The organism is Aeromonas dhakensis (assembly GCF_002285935.1).
GTDB lineage: Bacteria > Pseudomonadota > Gammaproteobacteria > Enterobacterales > Aeromonadaceae > Aeromonas > Aeromonas dhakensis.
This window is the reverse complement of record NZ_CP023141.1, coordinates 3,553,518-3,567,922: the sequence shown is the minus strand read 5'-3', so window position 1 is coordinate 3,567,922 and position 14,405 is coordinate 3,553,518. Positions and strand designations below refer to the sequence as shown.

Genomic DNA, 14,405 nt, shown 5'->3' with positions numbered 1-14,405 from the left:
AAAGGTTAATAATAAGTTTCGCCTTTTGTTTCAGGGATTAAACTATGGCTTCCTCCTCGCGTATTGCCAATAAACTGCCGCTCGAAATGCTCTATCACTGGGAGCGGCAGTCTCCTGACAGAGTCTATCTGCGTCAAACCATCAACCGAGAATACGTGGACTTCACCTGGGGCGAAGTGGCCGACGAGGCCCGCCGCATGGTGACGGCACTGCGTCAACTGGGGCTGGTGGCCGGCGACAAGGTGGCACTGCTTTCCAAGAACTGCGCCCAGTGGTTCATCGCCGATCTCGCCATGCAGATGGGGCAGTACGTGAGCGTGCCCATCTACCCCACCGCCAACGTCGACACCATCGAATACGTGCTGCGCCACAGCGAGGCCAAGGCCATTTTCGTCGGCAAGCTCGATGACTGGAAGAGCCAGGAGGCGGGGGTGCCTGCCGATCTGCTGCGCATTGCCTTTCCCTATGACACCATGCCGGCGGCCCACCAGTGGGATGAACTGCTGGATCGCCACGAGCCGATCCCGGACAGCCCGGTGCAGGCGCCGGACGCCCTGCTGAGCCTGGTCTACACCTCCGGCAGCACCGGCAAGCCGAAAGGGGCCATGCTGAGCGTCGAACGTTACGCCTGGTCGTGCGAGAAGCTGGTGGAGACCGTGGGCCTGACCCAGTCCGACCGCGGTTTCTCCTATCTGCCGCTCGCCCACATCACAGAGCGGGTTTACATCTACGGCGGCAGCCTCTACGGCGGCGCCACCATCGCCTTCCCCGAGTCCCTCGATACCTTCATCGAGGACGTCAAACGCTGCCGTCCCACCGTGTTCATCTCGGTGCCGCGGCTGTGGGCCATGTTCCGTATCAAGATCCTCGAGAAGCTGCCCCAGCAGAAGCTGGCGCTGCTGCTCAAGATCCCCTTCGTCTCGGGCCTCATCAAACGCAAGCTGCAAAAGGGGTTGGGGCTGGATCAGGCGCGGGTGCTTGGCTGCGGCTCGGCGCCGGTGTCGCCGGCCCTGCTTGAGTGGTACCTGAGCATCGGCCTTCAGGTGACCGAAGCCTGGGGCATGACCGAAAACCACGCCTACTCCACCATCAACTACCCGTTTAGGGCCGACAAGATAGGCACGGTCGGCAAGGCGGGGATCGGGGTCAACATCAAGATCTCAGACGAGGGGGAGATCCTCTGTCGCTGCGAGGGCATGATGCTGGGCTACTACAAGGATCCCGAGCACAGCCGCGAGGCCATCGATGAAGAAGGCTGGCTGCACACCGGCGACATGGGCAAGCTGGATCGGGAGGGCTACCTCACCATCACCGGCCGCATGAAGGACGTGTTCAAGACCGCCAAGGGCAAGTATGTGGCGCCGGTGCCCATCGAAGGGCTGCTGGGCCAGGAGCCCATCATCGAGCAGCTGTGCGTGATCGGCTACGGCATGCCGCAGCCGGTGGCGCTGGTACAGCTGGCTGAACACGCCATGAAGGGGGATCGCAATCAGGTCAATGCCCAGCTGGAGGCGGCCCGCAACCGGGTCAACGAGCAGCTGGAGTCCCATGCCAAGATTCGCGGCATCCTGGTGGTGAAGAGCCCCTGGAACATCGAGAACGGGGTGCTGACGCCCACCATGAAGATCCGCCGCCACCTGCTGGAGCAGAAGTACGCGAACCTGGGTGACGCCTGGTCCTCTTCCCAGAGCATCGTCTGGGAGTCCTGACGGGGGATCAGCTGATCACCACAAAACAACAAGGGGAGCCACTGGCTCCCCTTGTTGTTTCAGGCCATGGCCGATCAGACCGCCTGATACTCCAGTTCGACCGAACCGAGCGCCTTGAGGGTGGCGCGGGCGGAGTCCTGCTGGCTGATCTGGCCATCCTTGCTCTCCAGCAGCACGGCGCGGCGGATGTTGGCGAGATCCTCGCCGCCCAGCACCGCATGGGCGCAGGCCATCTGCATCGGCGGCAGGCTGGGGTTGAAGGCGGCGTTCTCGGCGTAGCGGCCACAGAAGATGCGCCCGTCGGCGAACTGCAGCGCTACCGCGGCATAGCCCTGGCTGTAGGGGGCGTAGCTCTGGCGGGCAGCGGCCAGCGCGGCCTGCCACAGCGGATCCTCGCTCTCAAGCTGGAGCTCGTCGTGGGACTGCGGGCTCATCAGGGCGTCCGTGATGTCCAGATCAGCCGGGCCGAACGAGTGGGGCAGGAAGGATTGCAGCGCGCTCAAGTCGTCCGGCAGGGAGACCTTGAGGGTCTTGGCGGTGCTCAGCTCATTCATGAACTGGCGGCAGTGACCGCAGGGGGTGTAGTTGACGGTGATCTCGGAGATGCCGGTCTCGCCGCCCAGCCAGGCGTTGGAGATGGCGGACTGCTCGGCATGCACCGAGTGGAACAGTCCCTGGCCGGCGAACTCCATGTTGGCGCCGAAATACCAGTTGCCGCTCAGGCCGCAGGCGATGGCACCGACGAAGAACTTGGAGATGGGGGCGACCGAGCAGGCGGCGGCCAGCGGCAGCAGGGCCAGGCGCAGGGCGCGATCGTCAAGACCGGTAGCAGCTTTCAGAGTGGCGACCTGATTGGCGGTGAAGCGGGCCTGGAAATCATCGCCCAGCATGGGCAGCAGAGCTGCCTTGAGCGGAGCGGACAGGGTATCGAGTGGCTTGGCAAAACGGGGATGCATAGTGTGTCCTCAAAGGCCAATTGGGGGGCCATTGTAGGGAGCAAGCTCGGCTAAATGTGTGAGCGTGCTCACGCCCTGACGGGCAAACGGAGGGGGATGTTAATGGAAACGTTTGTCTTGTGCAAATTGTGCGGCAGGTCGCACATCGGCGGGCCCGCAGGCCCGCCGCAGCGGAAAAGGGTGCGCTTCAGCTCAACCAGTGGTAAATGGCAAACAGCAGGGGCGCCACGGCGGCGGTGAGGATGCCGCATACCACCATGGCCAGCGAGGCAAAGGCGCCCTGGGTGATGCCCTGCTCGGCGGAGGTGGCGGTGCCGATGGCGTGGGCGCAGGCGCCCATGGCCAGCCCCTGGGCTTCGGGGTCGGTGACCCGCATCAGTTTGAGCAGGGGGAAGCCGACCAGGGCGCCGACGATCCCGACCACCACCACCACTGCGGCGGCGATGGCGGGAATGCCGCCGAGGGACTGGCTGACGCTCATGGCGAGCGGGGTGGTGATGGATTTGGTGGCGAGCGAGGCCAGCAGTGCCGGATCGGCCCCCATGAAATGACCGACCGCCAGGGTAGTGCAGACCGAGATCAGGACCGAGCTCAGGGTACAGATCAGGATGGGCTTGAGCCTAGCCTGGATCTGGCGGGCCTGCTGATAGAGGGGCAGCGCCAGCGCCACCACCGCCGGCTCCAGCAGCGCCGTGATGGGGCGGGTGCCGCTCTCGTACTGTTCCAGCGGCAGATCGAGCCAGAGCAGCAGGCCGATGATGACGGCGGTGGGTACCAGCACCGGGTTGATGATGGGCCAGGGCAGCTTGCGATAGAGGGCCCGGGTGGCGAAATAGAGTGCCAGGGTCAAGGGAATGGCCAGCCAGAAGATCATCTGTTCATCCTCTGGTAGAGACGGCCGACGGTGCCGAGGATCAGCACGATCCCGAGCACGATACAGAGCATGATGAGACCGAAGGATTGGCGCAGCGGCTCCAGCCAGGCCACCAGCCCGACCGCCACCGGCACGAACAAGACCCCCATGTGGCGCAGCAGCAGGCCGGCGCCCTGCTCGACCCAGTGCAGTTTCACCAGTTGCAGGGAGAGCAGCACGAACAGCAGCAGCATGCCGATGATGCTGCCGGGAAAGGCGAACGGCAGGATGGCTGCCAGGGCTTTGCCCGCCAGCAGGCAGGCGACGATGACCAGAAAGTCACGAAGGTACAGCAAGGCACGTTGCGCGATCACAGGAGCCCCATCTTGGTAACGGTGAAGTAAGGAATACGCCAGTCTACCAGAGAGACAGGGTCGCGGCATTAAAACAATAACAGCTGAAATTAGTTCGTTTGAGGCTGATTTCATTGAAGATTTTCAGACAGAACCCTTTTCGAACCACAAGGAGTCGCCATGACATCTCTCTTGTCCCGCCTGCGTCAGCTGGCGGACGACCACCATCTCCCCCCTTCGTTGCTGCAAACCCGCCAGTGGGAAGGCCCCCTGTGCCGGGTGCGGCTCGACAACACCGGCAGCGGCGAGGCCCGGATCGGGCACTGGACGCTGTTTGACGGCAAGCTCGGCCTCTCGCCTGCTAGCGCCATCTACGGCGAAGGCTTCCAGATGCTGGCCCAGACCATGGGCAGCTGGCAAGCGCCGCAACCGGTCGGCCGCTGCCCCGATGCTGGCGTCTATCGGATCACCGACGATCAGGGCTATCACACGGTGCACAACCTGCTGCTGGTGGAGCACGACAGGGGCTGGCTGCTGCTCGCCTTTGCCAGCTGCCAGCGCTTTGGCGGGGAGTTTCGGCTCTACCCCGATGGCCGGCTGCAGATCCTGATGAACGGCGAGGGGCGTGCGCTCCCGGCCGGCCAGTTCTGGCAGAGCGAGGCGCTGCTCTGCCTCGAGGGAAAAGATCGGGAGGCGCTGCTGGCCGAACTGGCGCAGCGGATCGAGGCCGAGCATGGCTCGCTGATCGGCCAGGTCGGGGAGCGTCCCAGCGGCTGGTGCTCCTGGTACCACTACTATGCGGACGTGAGCGCCGCCGACATTCGCGAGAACCTGCAGGTGCGTGCCGAGCGTTTCCCGGCCCTGCGCTACGTGCAGATTGACGACGGTTATCAGGCCAAAATGGGCGACTGGCTCACCCCGTCGGCCAAGTTCGAGCAGGGGGTGGCGTCCCTGGCCGCCGAGATCAAAGACGCTGGCTGCGAGCCGGCGCTCTGGGTGGCCCCCTTTATCGCCGAGCCCGGCTCCCAGGTGTTTCAGGATCACCCCGACTGGTTTGTGAAGGGGGAGGACGGGCTGCCGCTACCCTCCGAGCGGGTTACCTACGGCGGCTGGCGCTGTACCCCCTGGTACGTGCTGGATGGCACCCACCCCGAGGTGCAGGCTCACCTCGAGCGGGTGTTCCGCACCCTGCGCGAGCAGTGGGGCATCCACTACTTCAAGCTCGATGCCAACTTCTGGGGGGCCATCCACGGCGGTTGCTTCCACGACCCGGCTGCCACCCGGGTCGAGGCCTACCGGCGCGGCATGGCCGCCATCCTGCGCGGGGCGGGCGAGGGGGCCTTCCTGCTCGGTTGCAATGCGCCCATCTGGCCAAGCCTTGGTCTGGTGCACGGCATGCGGGTGAGCGATGACGTGGAGCGCCACGGCCAGCGTTATCGCCAGATCGCCCGCGAGGCCTTCTGCCGCGCCTGGCAAAATGACAAGCTCTGGGCCCTCGACCCCGACTGCATCTGCCTGCGGGATCTGCCGAGCCAGCAGGCGAGCCCTGCCGAGTACTGCTTTCATCTGGCGGCGCTGGTGGCAAGCGGCGGCATGATGCTGGCCGGGGACAGGCTGCAAGATCTCGACGAGGAACAGGCGGCGCAGCTGCGCAAGCTGCTCGAGCTCTGCGCGGCGCGGGCCCCTTGCGCCCGTTTCGAGTCGATGGACTTTGCCTGCGGCGAGGTGAGCCTGCCCGAGGGCGGTACCCTGCTCTGTCTTTTCAACTGGGAGGCGCAGCCTCAGGAGTTTTTGCTGCCGGCGGGTGGCGAGGATTTCTGGGATGAGGCGGCAATCGGTACTGCGCTCACCCTGCAGGGGGGCGAGGGGCGGGTGATCCGCTACCGCTGAGCGGTCTGGCACTCATGATTCAGGCTCCCGTGGGAGCCTGAATTTATTCTGAAAGGAGCTGCTATAGCGGAGTCAGTAACGCCACTCGAAGCCGATGGCGTAGTTGGCGGCGCCATAGCCCGGGATCTCGTTGCTGGAGAGCAGGGCCTTGAAGGTGAGCTGCGCCGTGAGCGGAATGCCGAGCCCCATGCCGAGGGCTACCTCGTCGTTGGTGTTGCCCATCATGTCGGCCCGGATCATCCGATAGAGCGACATGTCCTGGCTCATGTGCACATAGCTCTGGGAGGCGCGGTTGTAGAGCTGGCCGAAGACCTCCAGCTGAAAACCGGCCTGGGGAGTGATGGCCAGCGGCACGCCGACGAAGTTGTAGAGATCGGAGCGGTTGAAATAGCTGTTGGTGATCTGGGGGGTGAAGTCGGTCTGCCGATAGAGGCGACTGAAGTTGCTCTCGATCAGCTCGTAGGTCTGTTGCGGCAACTGCAGCAGGTAGTCGGGGATATCAAAGCGCACACCCGCCATGCTGGTCGATGGCAGCAGGGCGCAGATGAGCAAACCAAAACCGGATAATCCTGAACGCATCAGATGAGGCATCCCCAAGGGTCGATAGGCCAACCGGCCGTTAGTGCAATGTTAGCGCACAAATAATTGAAACATCAGGAGTCTTTGCTCCCCTTCCCATTATGTCGCGGGGCGGGGGAGCGTACAGTCATTTAACCGTGAGGCGGGTCACATCTCACAGATTTTCGAGGTAGTGATAGAGGCTCTTGAGGATGGAAAAGTTCCGATCGTTCCCCTGATTCTGCTCGGCCAGCGCCTCGAGGCGTGGCACATAGTCGGGCAGACGGCGGCTGAAGTAGTCGCTGCAGTGCAGGCGCCAGCGCTTCTGCTCCGTTTCGCTCAAGGTGTGCGGCCAGTTGCGGGCGCGGTAGCGGAACAGCATCTCCGGCAGCCGTGGATCCGTGAAGGCAAACTCCCGCTCGCCCAGCAGGTCCGCCGGGGTGGCGCGCACCAGATCCATGGTGGACTTGTCGCCGTGACCGAAGAAGCCGGCGTAGAGCTGGGTATCCGGATCGCCATCATTGTTGCCGGCAAACTCCTGATTGAATACCTCCACCAGTTTTTCCCGCACTTCGGGGTGGGCGCGCAGCAGATCCAGGCTCTTGCGGCACTGAGCCCGGTCGATGCCAAGCTGGTCGGCGCGCTCCGGCGTCAGGGTGGCGGCCGGCGCCAGCACAGGGCATTTGTTGATGTGCACCAGCTTCACCGGAATGCCGGCAAGATCCCCCAGCTCCTCTTTCTTGGTGTAGAGGCGCTCGCGTATCTCCTCGCTGGTGAGTTCGATGAGCGGGGTGGGGTCGCGGGTCAGATCCACCATGATCACCGCGTTCTGGTTGCTGGGGTGCCAGGCGAGCGGCGACACCCAGCTTGCGCACCCCTGCCAGGGGGAGAACATGCCGGAGATGTGTACCAGCGGCTTCATGGTCACCACGTCGATGAGGGCCTTCACCTTGTTCTTGTTGCGAAGATCAAAGAGATAATCGAACAGCTTGGGCTGGGCCTTTTTCACCAGCTTGGCCATCTCGATGGTGGCCAGCACGTCCGAGAGCGCATCGTGGGCGTTGGCGTGGGCCACGCCGTTGGCCACCGTCAGCTTCTCCAGCTTGAAGCTTGGTTTGCCCTCTTCGTCAAACGCCCACTCTATCCCCTCCGGACGCAGGGCGTAGCAGGCCCGCAGCATGTCGAGAATATCCCAGCGGGAGTTGCCGTTTTGCCAGGCGTAGGCATAGGGGTCATAGAAGTTGCGATAGAGGGTGTAGCGGGTCACCTCGTCATCGAAGCGGATGCTGTTGTAACCCAGCACGCAGGTACCCGGGGTGGCGAACTGCTCGTGGATCTGGCGGATGAAATCCGCCTCGCACAGGCCGTCCTTCATCGCTTTTTGCGGCGTGATGCCGGTGATCAGGCACGCCTCCGGCTCCGGCAAATAGTCCGCCGGCGGTTTGCAATAGATGACCAGCGGCTCGCCGATGAGGTTGAAATCGGCGTCGGTGCGAATGCCGGCAAACTGCGCCGGTCTGTCCTTGGCTGGGCTGATGCCGAAGGTCTCGTAATCGTGGAAGAAAAAAGTTGGCTCGCTGCCGGCGTGTGCTGTTTTGCTCATGTTGCTCGAGAGGGATATCCGATGACGGCGGCGCCTGGCGCCTGGGTGGGGGTGCCATGCACCTCGGTTGCCTGCATGGTAAACCATAGCGCAGGCAGAGCGAAGGGCAGTCGTCGTGGTTGGCTGTTTATTGGCCGCGGCAGGTTGGCCAGCCCGGTGAGATGAGCAACGCCATGATCTTCTAAGACAAAGGCATGTCTCAACGGTTTCTTCTGGCCGCGCCCGCCAGTGTGCCGGACATCGAGGATGGATGCCCGGCCTGGTGATCGCGGCCGGGCATGGCAGGTTACTCCTCGTCGATGGCGGCGAATCGAGCCACCAGATAGTCGATCAGCGCCCGTACAGAGGGGAGCAGGCCGCGCCGGGAGGGGAACACGGCGTGGATGAGTTCGGGCTTCGGCTCCCAGGCAGGCACCACCTTGACCAGGGTGCCGGCATCGAGCTGCTCCCGCACCATCAACAGTGGCAACTGCACCACGCCGATACCGGCCAGCGCGGCACTGCGCAGGGCCACCATATCGGTGGTGACGAAACGGGGTTGGTGGGCGAGCTCGACATGGGCCCCCTGCGGCCCGAACAGCGACCAGACATAGTGCAGCCGTGGCGCCCCCAGCCCCATGCTGGGCCAGCCGTACAGATCCGCCGGCGCGGCAGGCAAGCCCCGTTGTGCTATCAGTGCCGGGCTGGCCACCAGGCACTGGCGACGCTGCGCCAGTGTCCGGATCACCAGTTCGCTGTCCTGCAGCGGTGGCGGTCTGACCCGGATCGCCACATCGACTCCTTCGGCGATGGGGTCGACCCGCCGATTGGTCCCTTCCAGCTCGACTCTGATCTGCGGGTGACGGGCCATGAAATCCGCCAGCATGGGGCCGATATGGGTATGCAGCAAGGCGATGGGGCAGCTTATGCGGATGAGACCACAGGGCTCGGTTCGGGTCATCTCGATGGCAGCCTGCGCCGCCTCGGCCTCCACCAGCATCCCCTTGCAGTGTTCGTAATAGGTACGGCCCAGCTCGGTCACCGCAAACTGGCGGGTCGAGCGCTGGATCAGCCGCACGCCGAGCCGCTCTTCGAGCTGTGCTATCCGGCGGCTGAGGCGGGATTTGGGCATGCCGATGGCGCGGCCAGCGGGGGCAAAACCGCCGTGATCCACCACCTGGACGAAGTAGTAGAGATCGTTCAGATCCTGCATAGGGTACTCCCATCGTTCCAAAAATAGGACGCTGATGCCTAATTTAGCAGTCTATCCACCTGTTCGTTTCGAAACTATGCTGTCTCCAGTGTTCAATTCCACCGGATATGTCAGGAGCGACAGATGAAAAAGATCCTCGGCGTTTACAGCGCCCCCCGTCCTCACTGGGTGGGCGACGGCTTTCCCGTCCGCTCCCTCTTCTCCTACAGCAGCCACGGCAAGCAGTTGAGCCCGTTTCTGCTGCTCGACTATGCCGGCCCGGCCAACTTCACGCCGAGCAGTCGGCCGCGCGGAGTGGGTGAACATCCCCATCGCGGTTTCGAGACGGTGACCATCGTCTACAAGGGCGAAGTGGCGCACCGGGATTCGACCGGTCGGGGCGGCGTGATAGGCCCGGGTGACGTGCAGTGGATGACCGCCGGCGCGGGTATCTTGCACGAGGAGTTTCACGCCCCGGCCTTCAGCGCGTCGGGCGGTGAGCTCGAGATGGTGCAGTTGTGGGTGAATCTGCCGAGCCGGCACAAGATGACGCTGCCCGGTTACCAGCCCATCCTGGCGCGCGACATTCCGACGGTGGCGCTTGCCGACGACGCGGGGTCGGTACGGGTCATCGCCGGCGAGTTTGAGGGGGGCCGTGGCCCGGCCCATACCTTCAGTCCGCTGCATGTCTGGGATCTGCGGCTGGTGCAGGGCAGCGTCAGCACACTCGAGTTGCCCGAAGGCTGGACCGGCGCGCTTATCGTGTTGAAGGGTTCGGTGCAGGCCAACGGTAGTGCCATCGCCCGGGAGGCGCAGATGGTGGTGCTGGACCGGGCAGGGCGGCAGGTGCTGATCGAGGCAAACAGTGACGCCACTGTGTTGCTGCTGAGCGGCGAGCCCATCGAGGAGCCTATCGTGGGGCACGGCCCCTTCGTGATGAACAGCCATGAGGAGATAGTGCAGGCCATCGATGACTTCAACAGCGGCAGATTCGGCGTGATGCCGGGGTGATAAATGGACAAGGCCCTCTTATGAGGGCCTTGTTTTATGATGCTGTGGATCAGCGCTGACGGGCCTTGAACCTGGGGTTGCTCTTGCAGATCACGAACAGCTTGCCGCGGCGGCGGACGATCTGGCAATCGGGGTGGCGCGACTTGGCTGATTTGAGGGAAGAGAGGACTTTCATGACTGCGCTTTTCCTTTGTTGAAGAACTGACCGAAACGCTGGCCGAAGCGGGCGACCTGACCCTCCTTGCTGACCTGCTTCTGCTTGCCGGTATAGAAGGGGTGTGACGCACTGGAGACATCCAGCGTTACATAGGGGTAGGTGTTGCCGTCTTCCCACTGCTTGGTGCGATCGGTCTTGAGGGTGGAACCCACCAGAAAATAGGTGTTGGCGGTCAGGTCGTGGAACAGAACCTGACGGTACTCGGGATGAATGTCTGGACGCATGATGGTTCGCTCTGTGTGATTGATTGTTATGTTATAACAACAAAATCATGCCTCCGTTGAGAATCAATATCAACAACTTTTTGCATGGCATCAGGGTTGAGCGAGGAGAGTGAAGTTGCTGCGTTGCGCCGTTTGCTCGGTTGACCGCTTGAATAGGCAGCCAATTGCATCAAAGGAGAGGGTCTGGCAGGAAAGAGTTTTTGGTCAGCCGCTGGCGCCCTCTTTACTTTTGATTTTTACTGTATAAAAATACAGTAAAAATCATGGAGAAGTATCCTATGCGTCTGGAAATCATCATCGACAAGAAACATCAGGTGCCCACCTCGACCATGGAGGCGCTGCGCCAGGAGTTGCTCAAGCAGCTGGGCGAGAAATTCCCCGATCTGCATGTTCGCGTCGCCCCCGGCAGTGCCATGGCGTTGACGGTCAGCCGGGCCAGCAAGGAGGAAAAGGAGCTGGCGGAAGCCATGGTGCAGGAGGTGTGGGAGAACGCCGACAGCTGGATGTCGGAGAGTGCAGCCTCCTGAGCCAGGCGAGGCGGGCGTCGAGCATATGAAAATTGGATAGACAGAAAAAACGCAGCCACGGCTGCGTTTTTTGTTTTCGCGGTATGGAGCCCGTGCTTGTCGTGCTCTCTGCCCTTAATCCTCAGAACTCAGAACAGGCAGCAAGCGTTAGAGCCCGGCCCAGCGTTTGAGGCTGTTGACCTGTACCCGCTGATCGGCCTGGGCAATGTCACCGCTGGCCCGCAGCGCCTTGAGGGCGATGGGCAGAGCGGCGCGCACTTCGCTGGCCGTCATGCCGGCCTGCAGGGCCGGGTGATAGGCGAGCTTGAGCAGCACGTAATCGAGCCCGGTCGGAAAGCTGTCGATGCTGTTGTCGTTGAAGATGGAGGGAAACACCTTGTCCGAATCGTTGGGCAGCCCCATCACCTGGGTGAGCTCCTCCACCACGCAGTCGAGGAAGCGCCCCTTGGCCCGGCTGTAATCCACCGGAATGATGATGGTGGCGCGGGCCATCTCGCGGCGGGTATTGGTGGTGAAGTTGGCCATGCAGAGCCCCTCCTTGAGCGCCGTCTTGACGGAGGCATCCTGCCCCATGGTGCGCTTGGCCCAGCTCGCCATCTTGGCGCGTTCGGTCATGATCAGGGTGATGTTGGGCCGCTCGTCTACCAGCGTAATGGGGCGGCCTATGATGCCGGCCAGATGCTGGCTCTGCACCCTGACCACTTCGCTTTGCAGCGCCTTGTCGCCAAACTCGTTGACCAGCTTGAGCCGGATGGGCTGCTCCCAGCGGGAGAAGCGCACGTTCTGTTCGTGGCCGTACTCCCGCTTCATGGCGATCTCAAAGAAGCTTGCGGTGAGATAGGCATCGCTCTGCCAGCGTTCAGCCGCCGAGAGGGAAGGGCTCAGCAAGAGTGCCGCCATCAACCAGCGGGCAAGTGGTCGGCGCAACGGGGTCATGTCTCCTCCTTGAAACCTGCGATGGGTCAGCGTGCGGCACGTTCGAGATCGCGCCAGGTGAGCCAGAGCCTCAGATCAAACTCCAGTTGATGATAGTCCGGCTCCATATGCTGACAGAGCTGATAGAAGCTCTTGTTGTGATCCTTCTCTTTCAGGTGGGCCAGCTCATGCACCACGATCATCTTCAGGAAGGCCGGGTGGGCCTCCTTGAACAGGGCGGCGATGCGGATCTCGTTCTTGGCCTTGAGCTTGCTGCCCTGCACCCGGCTCACATAGGTGTGCAGTCCGAGGGCATCCTTGATCACGTTGATCTTGCCGTCGAAGATCACCTTGGAAAGCGGCGCCGAGCTCTTCAGGTAGCGGTTCTTCAGCTCCATGGTGTAGGCGAGCAGCGCCTTGTCGCTCTGGATGAGGTGGGTCTCAGGATAGCGCCTGGCCAGCACCTCCCCGAGCTTGCCCGCCGCGATCAGCTGTTGCACCTGGGCCTTGAGGGGCTCGGGGTAGCCACCGAGATAGGTCAGTTCCGCCATGTCTGCATTACTCAATACATCAAAAGAGCGCCATTGTAGTCAGCGCGTCGCCGCTTGCCTACCGTTTCGGGCCGGGCCTGCCTCACCGCAATGAAAAGGCCGTCATCGCGGGATGACGGCCCTGTTCGCTCAAGGGGGCTCAGCGCCTGCGATAGAGACCCGGCTCCACCTCTTCATACTGGCTCACCAGGTATTGATAGAAGGCGAGGCTGGAGGGGGAGCTTGGCTTCTTGAGCTCATCGGCCACCCGATCTGGCTTGGCGATGATGAACTTGGGACTCTGGCGTTTGAGGTCGGCCAGCACCCGCTCACGCACGTCATAGGGCGGGTTGACGTTGGCGAAGAAGAGGTAGGCGGAGGCCGGCTGGCGATCGGTCCAGAGGTAATATTGGGGCTGGATGCCATCCACCCAGATCTTGTCGGCAGGGGTGGTCTCGGCCAGGATCCGGTCGACCCGTACCTGGGCCGGCGGGTTGAAGGGCCTGCCTTTCTGGCTGCCTTCCCAGGCGTTGTTGAGCATCAGGGCCAACATGGCCAGCGAAGCGAGCCAGGGGGTGGCACTGCGCACGTCCCAGGCGCGCCACAAGGGCACCAGAATGAGCACCGGCAGGGCCCACAGCAGGCTGTTGCCAAGCACTTCACGTACCCGTTCCAGTGACCACTCTTTGGTGCTCCAGCCGTAGCCGAGCTGCTGGGCCAGCAGCCAGCTGGCGGTCAGCACTACCAGCGAGATGCAGAGCAGACCGAGGGCATCGGCCTGCTGTTCGCTGCGATCCAGCAGGCAGGCCAGCGGCAGCAGGGCCAGCTGCAGATAGAGCACGTCGTAGTGATCGAACACGTGGCCGGAGACCGAGTTGGCGATCAGGGTGAAGATGACCCCAAACAGGGTGGCGCACAGCACCGGCAGGTACCACTCCTGACGACGGCTCATCATCAGCACGATGAAGGCGGGCAGCAGCATGATGAGGCCGGTACGCAGCAGGCCGACGCTGCCCACATCCGGCGAGAAGCCGTTGCCGTAGCTCCCCTCGAAGAAGATGTCGAAGGCGTAGTACTTGAACTCGGCCAGCAGGTTGTGGTGCTGGAAGTAGGCCAGCAGTGGACCGCCGACGAGCGCCAGCCCCAGCAGGCTGGAGCAGAGCAGGGAGAGGGCGCAGCGCCACTGCTCGCGCAGGCACCAGTGGCAGAACAGCACCAGATACCAGGCCCCCCAGAAGGCGCCGTTGTTGGTGCGCATCCAGGCGACGATGGCAAAGGTGAGCGCGGCCACCAGCGCCGGTCCCCAGCTGCAGCGCTTGTCCAGCAACATGGTGATGAAGGCCCACTGGGCGATGAGAGCCAGATGGAAGGTCCAGTCCTCGGTCATGTTGCCGTAGTAATAGCGGGTGCCGTAGAGCGCCAGCACCGCCAGCATGCTGCCGAGTCGGGCCCGCAATGAGAGGCCGAGCTGACCGAAGGCCTGCCAGCTGGCCATCAGTCCCAGCCAGCAGAGCGCCCATTCCAGCAGCCAGATCCCGAAGAAGCCGCCGAGGCCGTAGCCGAAGGCGTCGAGGGCGAAGATCATGGGGCCCTTGATGTCGATCATGTCCCGATAGAGCACGCCCCCCTCGCTCCACATCTTGCCCATCACGGCAAACAGCGAGGCGTCGAAGCCCGGCGCCATGCCGTGGAACAGCGGGTTGCGCAGGCAGAACAGCAAGGCCAGCAAACCGGTGAGCAGGATCACCAGCGGCCGCAGGCCCGGATTGACGCGAGGAGGAGTAAAACGGATGGCATGATTCATGGGTGACCTGTTCCTGCTGGGAAGTCTCGAAAGCGGGCCTATCTTGCCGAGCCTGACCACACGATGCAATGGGCCAGGGGAATG

General features: G+C 62.9%; 15 protein-coding genes. 4 read left to right on the top strand and 11 right to left on the bottom strand.

The window, feature by feature from the left end; translation table 11 throughout:
- The first annotated feature begins 44 nt into the window (after positions 1 to 44).
- Positions 45 to 1,709: an AMP-binding protein gene (locus CK627_RS16545; protein WP_010634196.1), complete on the top strand. Its 1,665-nt coding sequence runs from the start codon at positions 45 to 47 to the stop codon at positions 1,707 to 1,709.
- Positions 1,710 to 1,783: 74 nt separating this feature from the next.
- Here CK627_RS16545 and cdd read toward each other — a convergent pair whose 3' ends face one another.
- The 3 genes from cdd to CK627_RS16530 all read right to left on the bottom strand — a co-directional run bounded on the left by cdd (position 1,784) and on the right by CK627_RS16530 (position 3,892).
- Positions 1,784 to 2,665: a cytidine deaminase gene (gene cdd, locus CK627_RS16540; RefSeq protein WP_095592908.1), complete on the bottom strand. Its 882-nt coding sequence runs from the start codon at positions 2,663 to 2,665 to the stop codon at positions 1,784 to 1,786.
- Positions 2,666 to 2,852: 187 nt separating this feature from the next.
- Positions 2,853 to 3,539 carry an LrgB family protein gene (locus CK627_RS16535; RefSeq protein ID WP_095592907.1) on the bottom strand — a complete coding sequence of 229 codons (687 nt, stop codon included), beginning with the start codon at positions 3,537 to 3,539 and terminating at the stop codon, positions 2,853 to 2,855.
- Positions 3,536 to 3,892, bottom strand: coding sequence for a CidA/LrgA family protein (locus CK627_RS16530; protein ID WP_017785392.1), 357 nt, complete (start codon positions 3,890 to 3,892; stop codon positions 3,536 to 3,538). The genes CK627_RS16535 and CK627_RS16530 overlap by 4 nt, the downstream gene beginning before the upstream one ends.
- Before the next feature lie 159 nt (positions 3,893 to 4,051).
- Between CK627_RS16530 and CK627_RS16525 the strand changes: the two genes are divergently transcribed.
- Entirely contained in the window at positions 4,052 to 5,761 is a 1,710-nt protein-coding gene (locus CK627_RS16525; protein ID WP_095592906.1) for a glycoside hydrolase family 36 protein, read from the top strand.
- Positions 5,762 to 5,833: 72 nt separating this feature from the next.
- Here the strand turns inward: CK627_RS16525 and CK627_RS16520 are convergent, their stop codons facing one another.
- The 3 genes from CK627_RS16520 to CK627_RS16510 all read right to left on the bottom strand — a co-directional run bounded on the left by CK627_RS16520 (position 5,834) and on the right by CK627_RS16510 (position 9,114).
- Positions 5,834 to 6,340 (bottom strand): hypothetical protein, encoded by a 507-nt coding sequence (locus CK627_RS16520; RefSeq protein ID WP_005300120.1) that lies wholly within the window; start codon positions 6,338 to 6,340, stop codon positions 5,834 to 5,836.
- A gap of 154 nt (positions 6,341 to 6,494) precedes the next feature.
- Complete coding sequence (gene sbcB, locus CK627_RS16515) at positions 6,495 to 7,922, bottom strand: exodeoxyribonuclease I (RefSeq protein WP_167385370.1); 1,428 nt, start codon at positions 7,920 to 7,922, stop codon at positions 6,495 to 6,497.
- A 286-nt stretch (positions 7,923 to 8,208) separates the two neighbouring features.
- Entirely contained in the window at positions 8,209 to 9,114 is a 906-nt protein-coding gene (locus tag CK627_RS16510) for a LysR family transcriptional regulator (RefSeq protein WP_095592903.1), read from the bottom strand.
- Between the two features lie 123 nt (positions 9,115 to 9,237).
- Between CK627_RS16510 and CK627_RS16505 the strand changes: the two genes are divergently transcribed.
- On the top strand, positions 9,238 to 10,104 hold the full coding sequence (locus CK627_RS16505) for a pirin family protein (RefSeq protein WP_095592902.1): 867 nt from the start codon (positions 9,238 to 9,240) through the stop codon (positions 10,102 to 10,104).
- Positions 10,105 to 10,153: 49 nt separating this feature from the next.
- Here the strand turns inward: CK627_RS16505 and ykgO are convergent, their stop codons facing one another.
- A complete protein-coding gene (ykgO, locus tag CK627_RS16500; RefSeq protein WP_005300174.1) occupies positions 10,154 to 10,279 on the bottom strand; it encodes a type B 50S ribosomal protein L36 in 126 nt (41 codons plus the stop codon).
- Complete coding sequence (locus tag CK627_RS16495) at positions 10,276 to 10,545, bottom strand: type B 50S ribosomal protein L31 (RefSeq protein ID WP_073349990.1); 270 nt, start codon at positions 10,543 to 10,545, stop codon at positions 10,276 to 10,278. The genes ykgO and CK627_RS16495 overlap by 4 nt, the downstream gene beginning before the upstream one ends.
- Before the next feature lie 278 nt (positions 10,546 to 10,823).
- Between CK627_RS16495 and CK627_RS16490 the strand changes: the two genes are divergently transcribed.
- Entirely contained in the window at positions 10,824 to 11,072 is a 249-nt protein-coding gene (locus CK627_RS16490; protein WP_095592901.1) for a DinI family protein, read from the top strand.
- A gap of 147 nt (positions 11,073 to 11,219) precedes the next feature.
- Here CK627_RS16490 and CK627_RS16485 read toward each other — a convergent pair whose 3' ends face one another.
- From CK627_RS16485 to CK627_RS16475, 3 genes are all read right to left on the bottom strand, one after another.
- Positions 11,220 to 12,008 (bottom strand): DUF2927 domain-containing protein, encoded by a 789-nt coding sequence (locus CK627_RS16485; protein ID WP_095592900.1) that lies wholly within the window; start codon positions 12,006 to 12,008, stop codon positions 11,220 to 11,222.
- Between the two features lie 26 nt (positions 12,009 to 12,034).
- Complete coding sequence (locus CK627_RS16480) at positions 12,035 to 12,538, bottom strand: M48 family metallopeptidase (RefSeq protein ID WP_005300181.1); 504 nt, start codon at positions 12,536 to 12,538, stop codon at positions 12,035 to 12,037.
- Positions 12,539 to 12,677: 139 nt separating this feature from the next.
- The gene (locus CK627_RS16475; RefSeq protein ID WP_162518904.1) at positions 12,678 to 14,321 is read right to left on the bottom strand and encodes a hypothetical protein; all 1,644 of its coding nucleotides are present in this window, start codon (positions 14,319 to 14,321) and stop codon (positions 12,678 to 12,680) included.
- Positions 14,322 to 14,405: the final 84 nt, after the last annotated feature.

Excerpts from the sequence above, each read along its gene's own strand:
- CK627_RS16510 (WP_095592903.1), bottom strand. The coding sequence starts at position 9,114 with ATGCAGGATCTGAACGATCTCTACTACTTCGTCCAGGTGGTGGATCAC.
- sbcB (WP_167385370.1), bottom strand. The coding sequence starts at position 7,922 with ATGAGCAAAACAGCACACGCCGGCAGCGAGCCAACTTTTTTCTTCCAC.
- CK627_RS16490 (WP_095592901.1), top strand. The coding sequence starts at position 10,824 with ATGCGTCTGGAAATCATCATCGACAAGAAACATCAGGTGCCCACCTCG.
- CK627_RS16520 (WP_005300120.1), bottom strand. The coding sequence starts at position 6,340 with ATGCGTTCAGGATTATCCGGTTTTGGTTTGCTCATCTGCGCCCTGCTG.
- CK627_RS16525 (WP_095592906.1), top strand. The coding sequence starts at position 4,052 with ATGACATCTCTCTTGTCCCGCCTGCGTCAGCTGGCGGACGACCACCAT.
- cdd (WP_095592908.1), bottom strand. The coding sequence starts at position 2,665 with ATGCATCCCCGTTTTGCCAAGCCACTCGATACCCTGTCCGCTCCGCTC.
- CK627_RS16545 (WP_010634196.1), top strand. The coding sequence starts at position 45 with ATGGCTTCCTCCTCGCGTATTGCCAATAAACTGCCGCTCGAAATGCTC.
- CK627_RS16480 (WP_005300181.1), bottom strand. The coding sequence starts at position 12,538 with ATGGCGGAACTGACCTATCTCGGTGGCTACCCCGAGCCCCTCAAGGCC.
- CK627_RS16505 (WP_095592902.1), top strand. The coding sequence starts at position 9,238 with ATGAAAAAGATCCTCGGCGTTTACAGCGCCCCCCGTCCTCACTGGGTG.
- ykgO (WP_005300174.1), bottom strand. The coding sequence starts at position 10,279 with ATGAAAGTCCTCTCTTCCCTCAAATCAGCCAAGTCGCGCCACCCCGAT.
- CK627_RS16485 (WP_095592900.1), bottom strand. The coding sequence starts at position 12,008 with ATGACCCCGTTGCGCCGACCACTTGCCCGCTGGTTGATGGCGGCACTC.
- CK627_RS16535 (WP_095592907.1), bottom strand. The coding sequence starts at position 3,539 with ATGATCTTCTGGCTGGCCATTCCCTTGACCCTGGCACTCTATTTCGCC.
- CK627_RS16475 (WP_162518904.1), bottom strand. The coding sequence starts at position 14,321 with ATGAATCATGCCATCCGTTTTACTCCTCCTCGCGTCAATCCGGGCCTG.
- CK627_RS16495 (WP_073349990.1), bottom strand. The coding sequence starts at position 10,545 with ATGCGTCCAGACATTCATCCCGAGTACCGTCAGGTTCTGTTCCACGAC.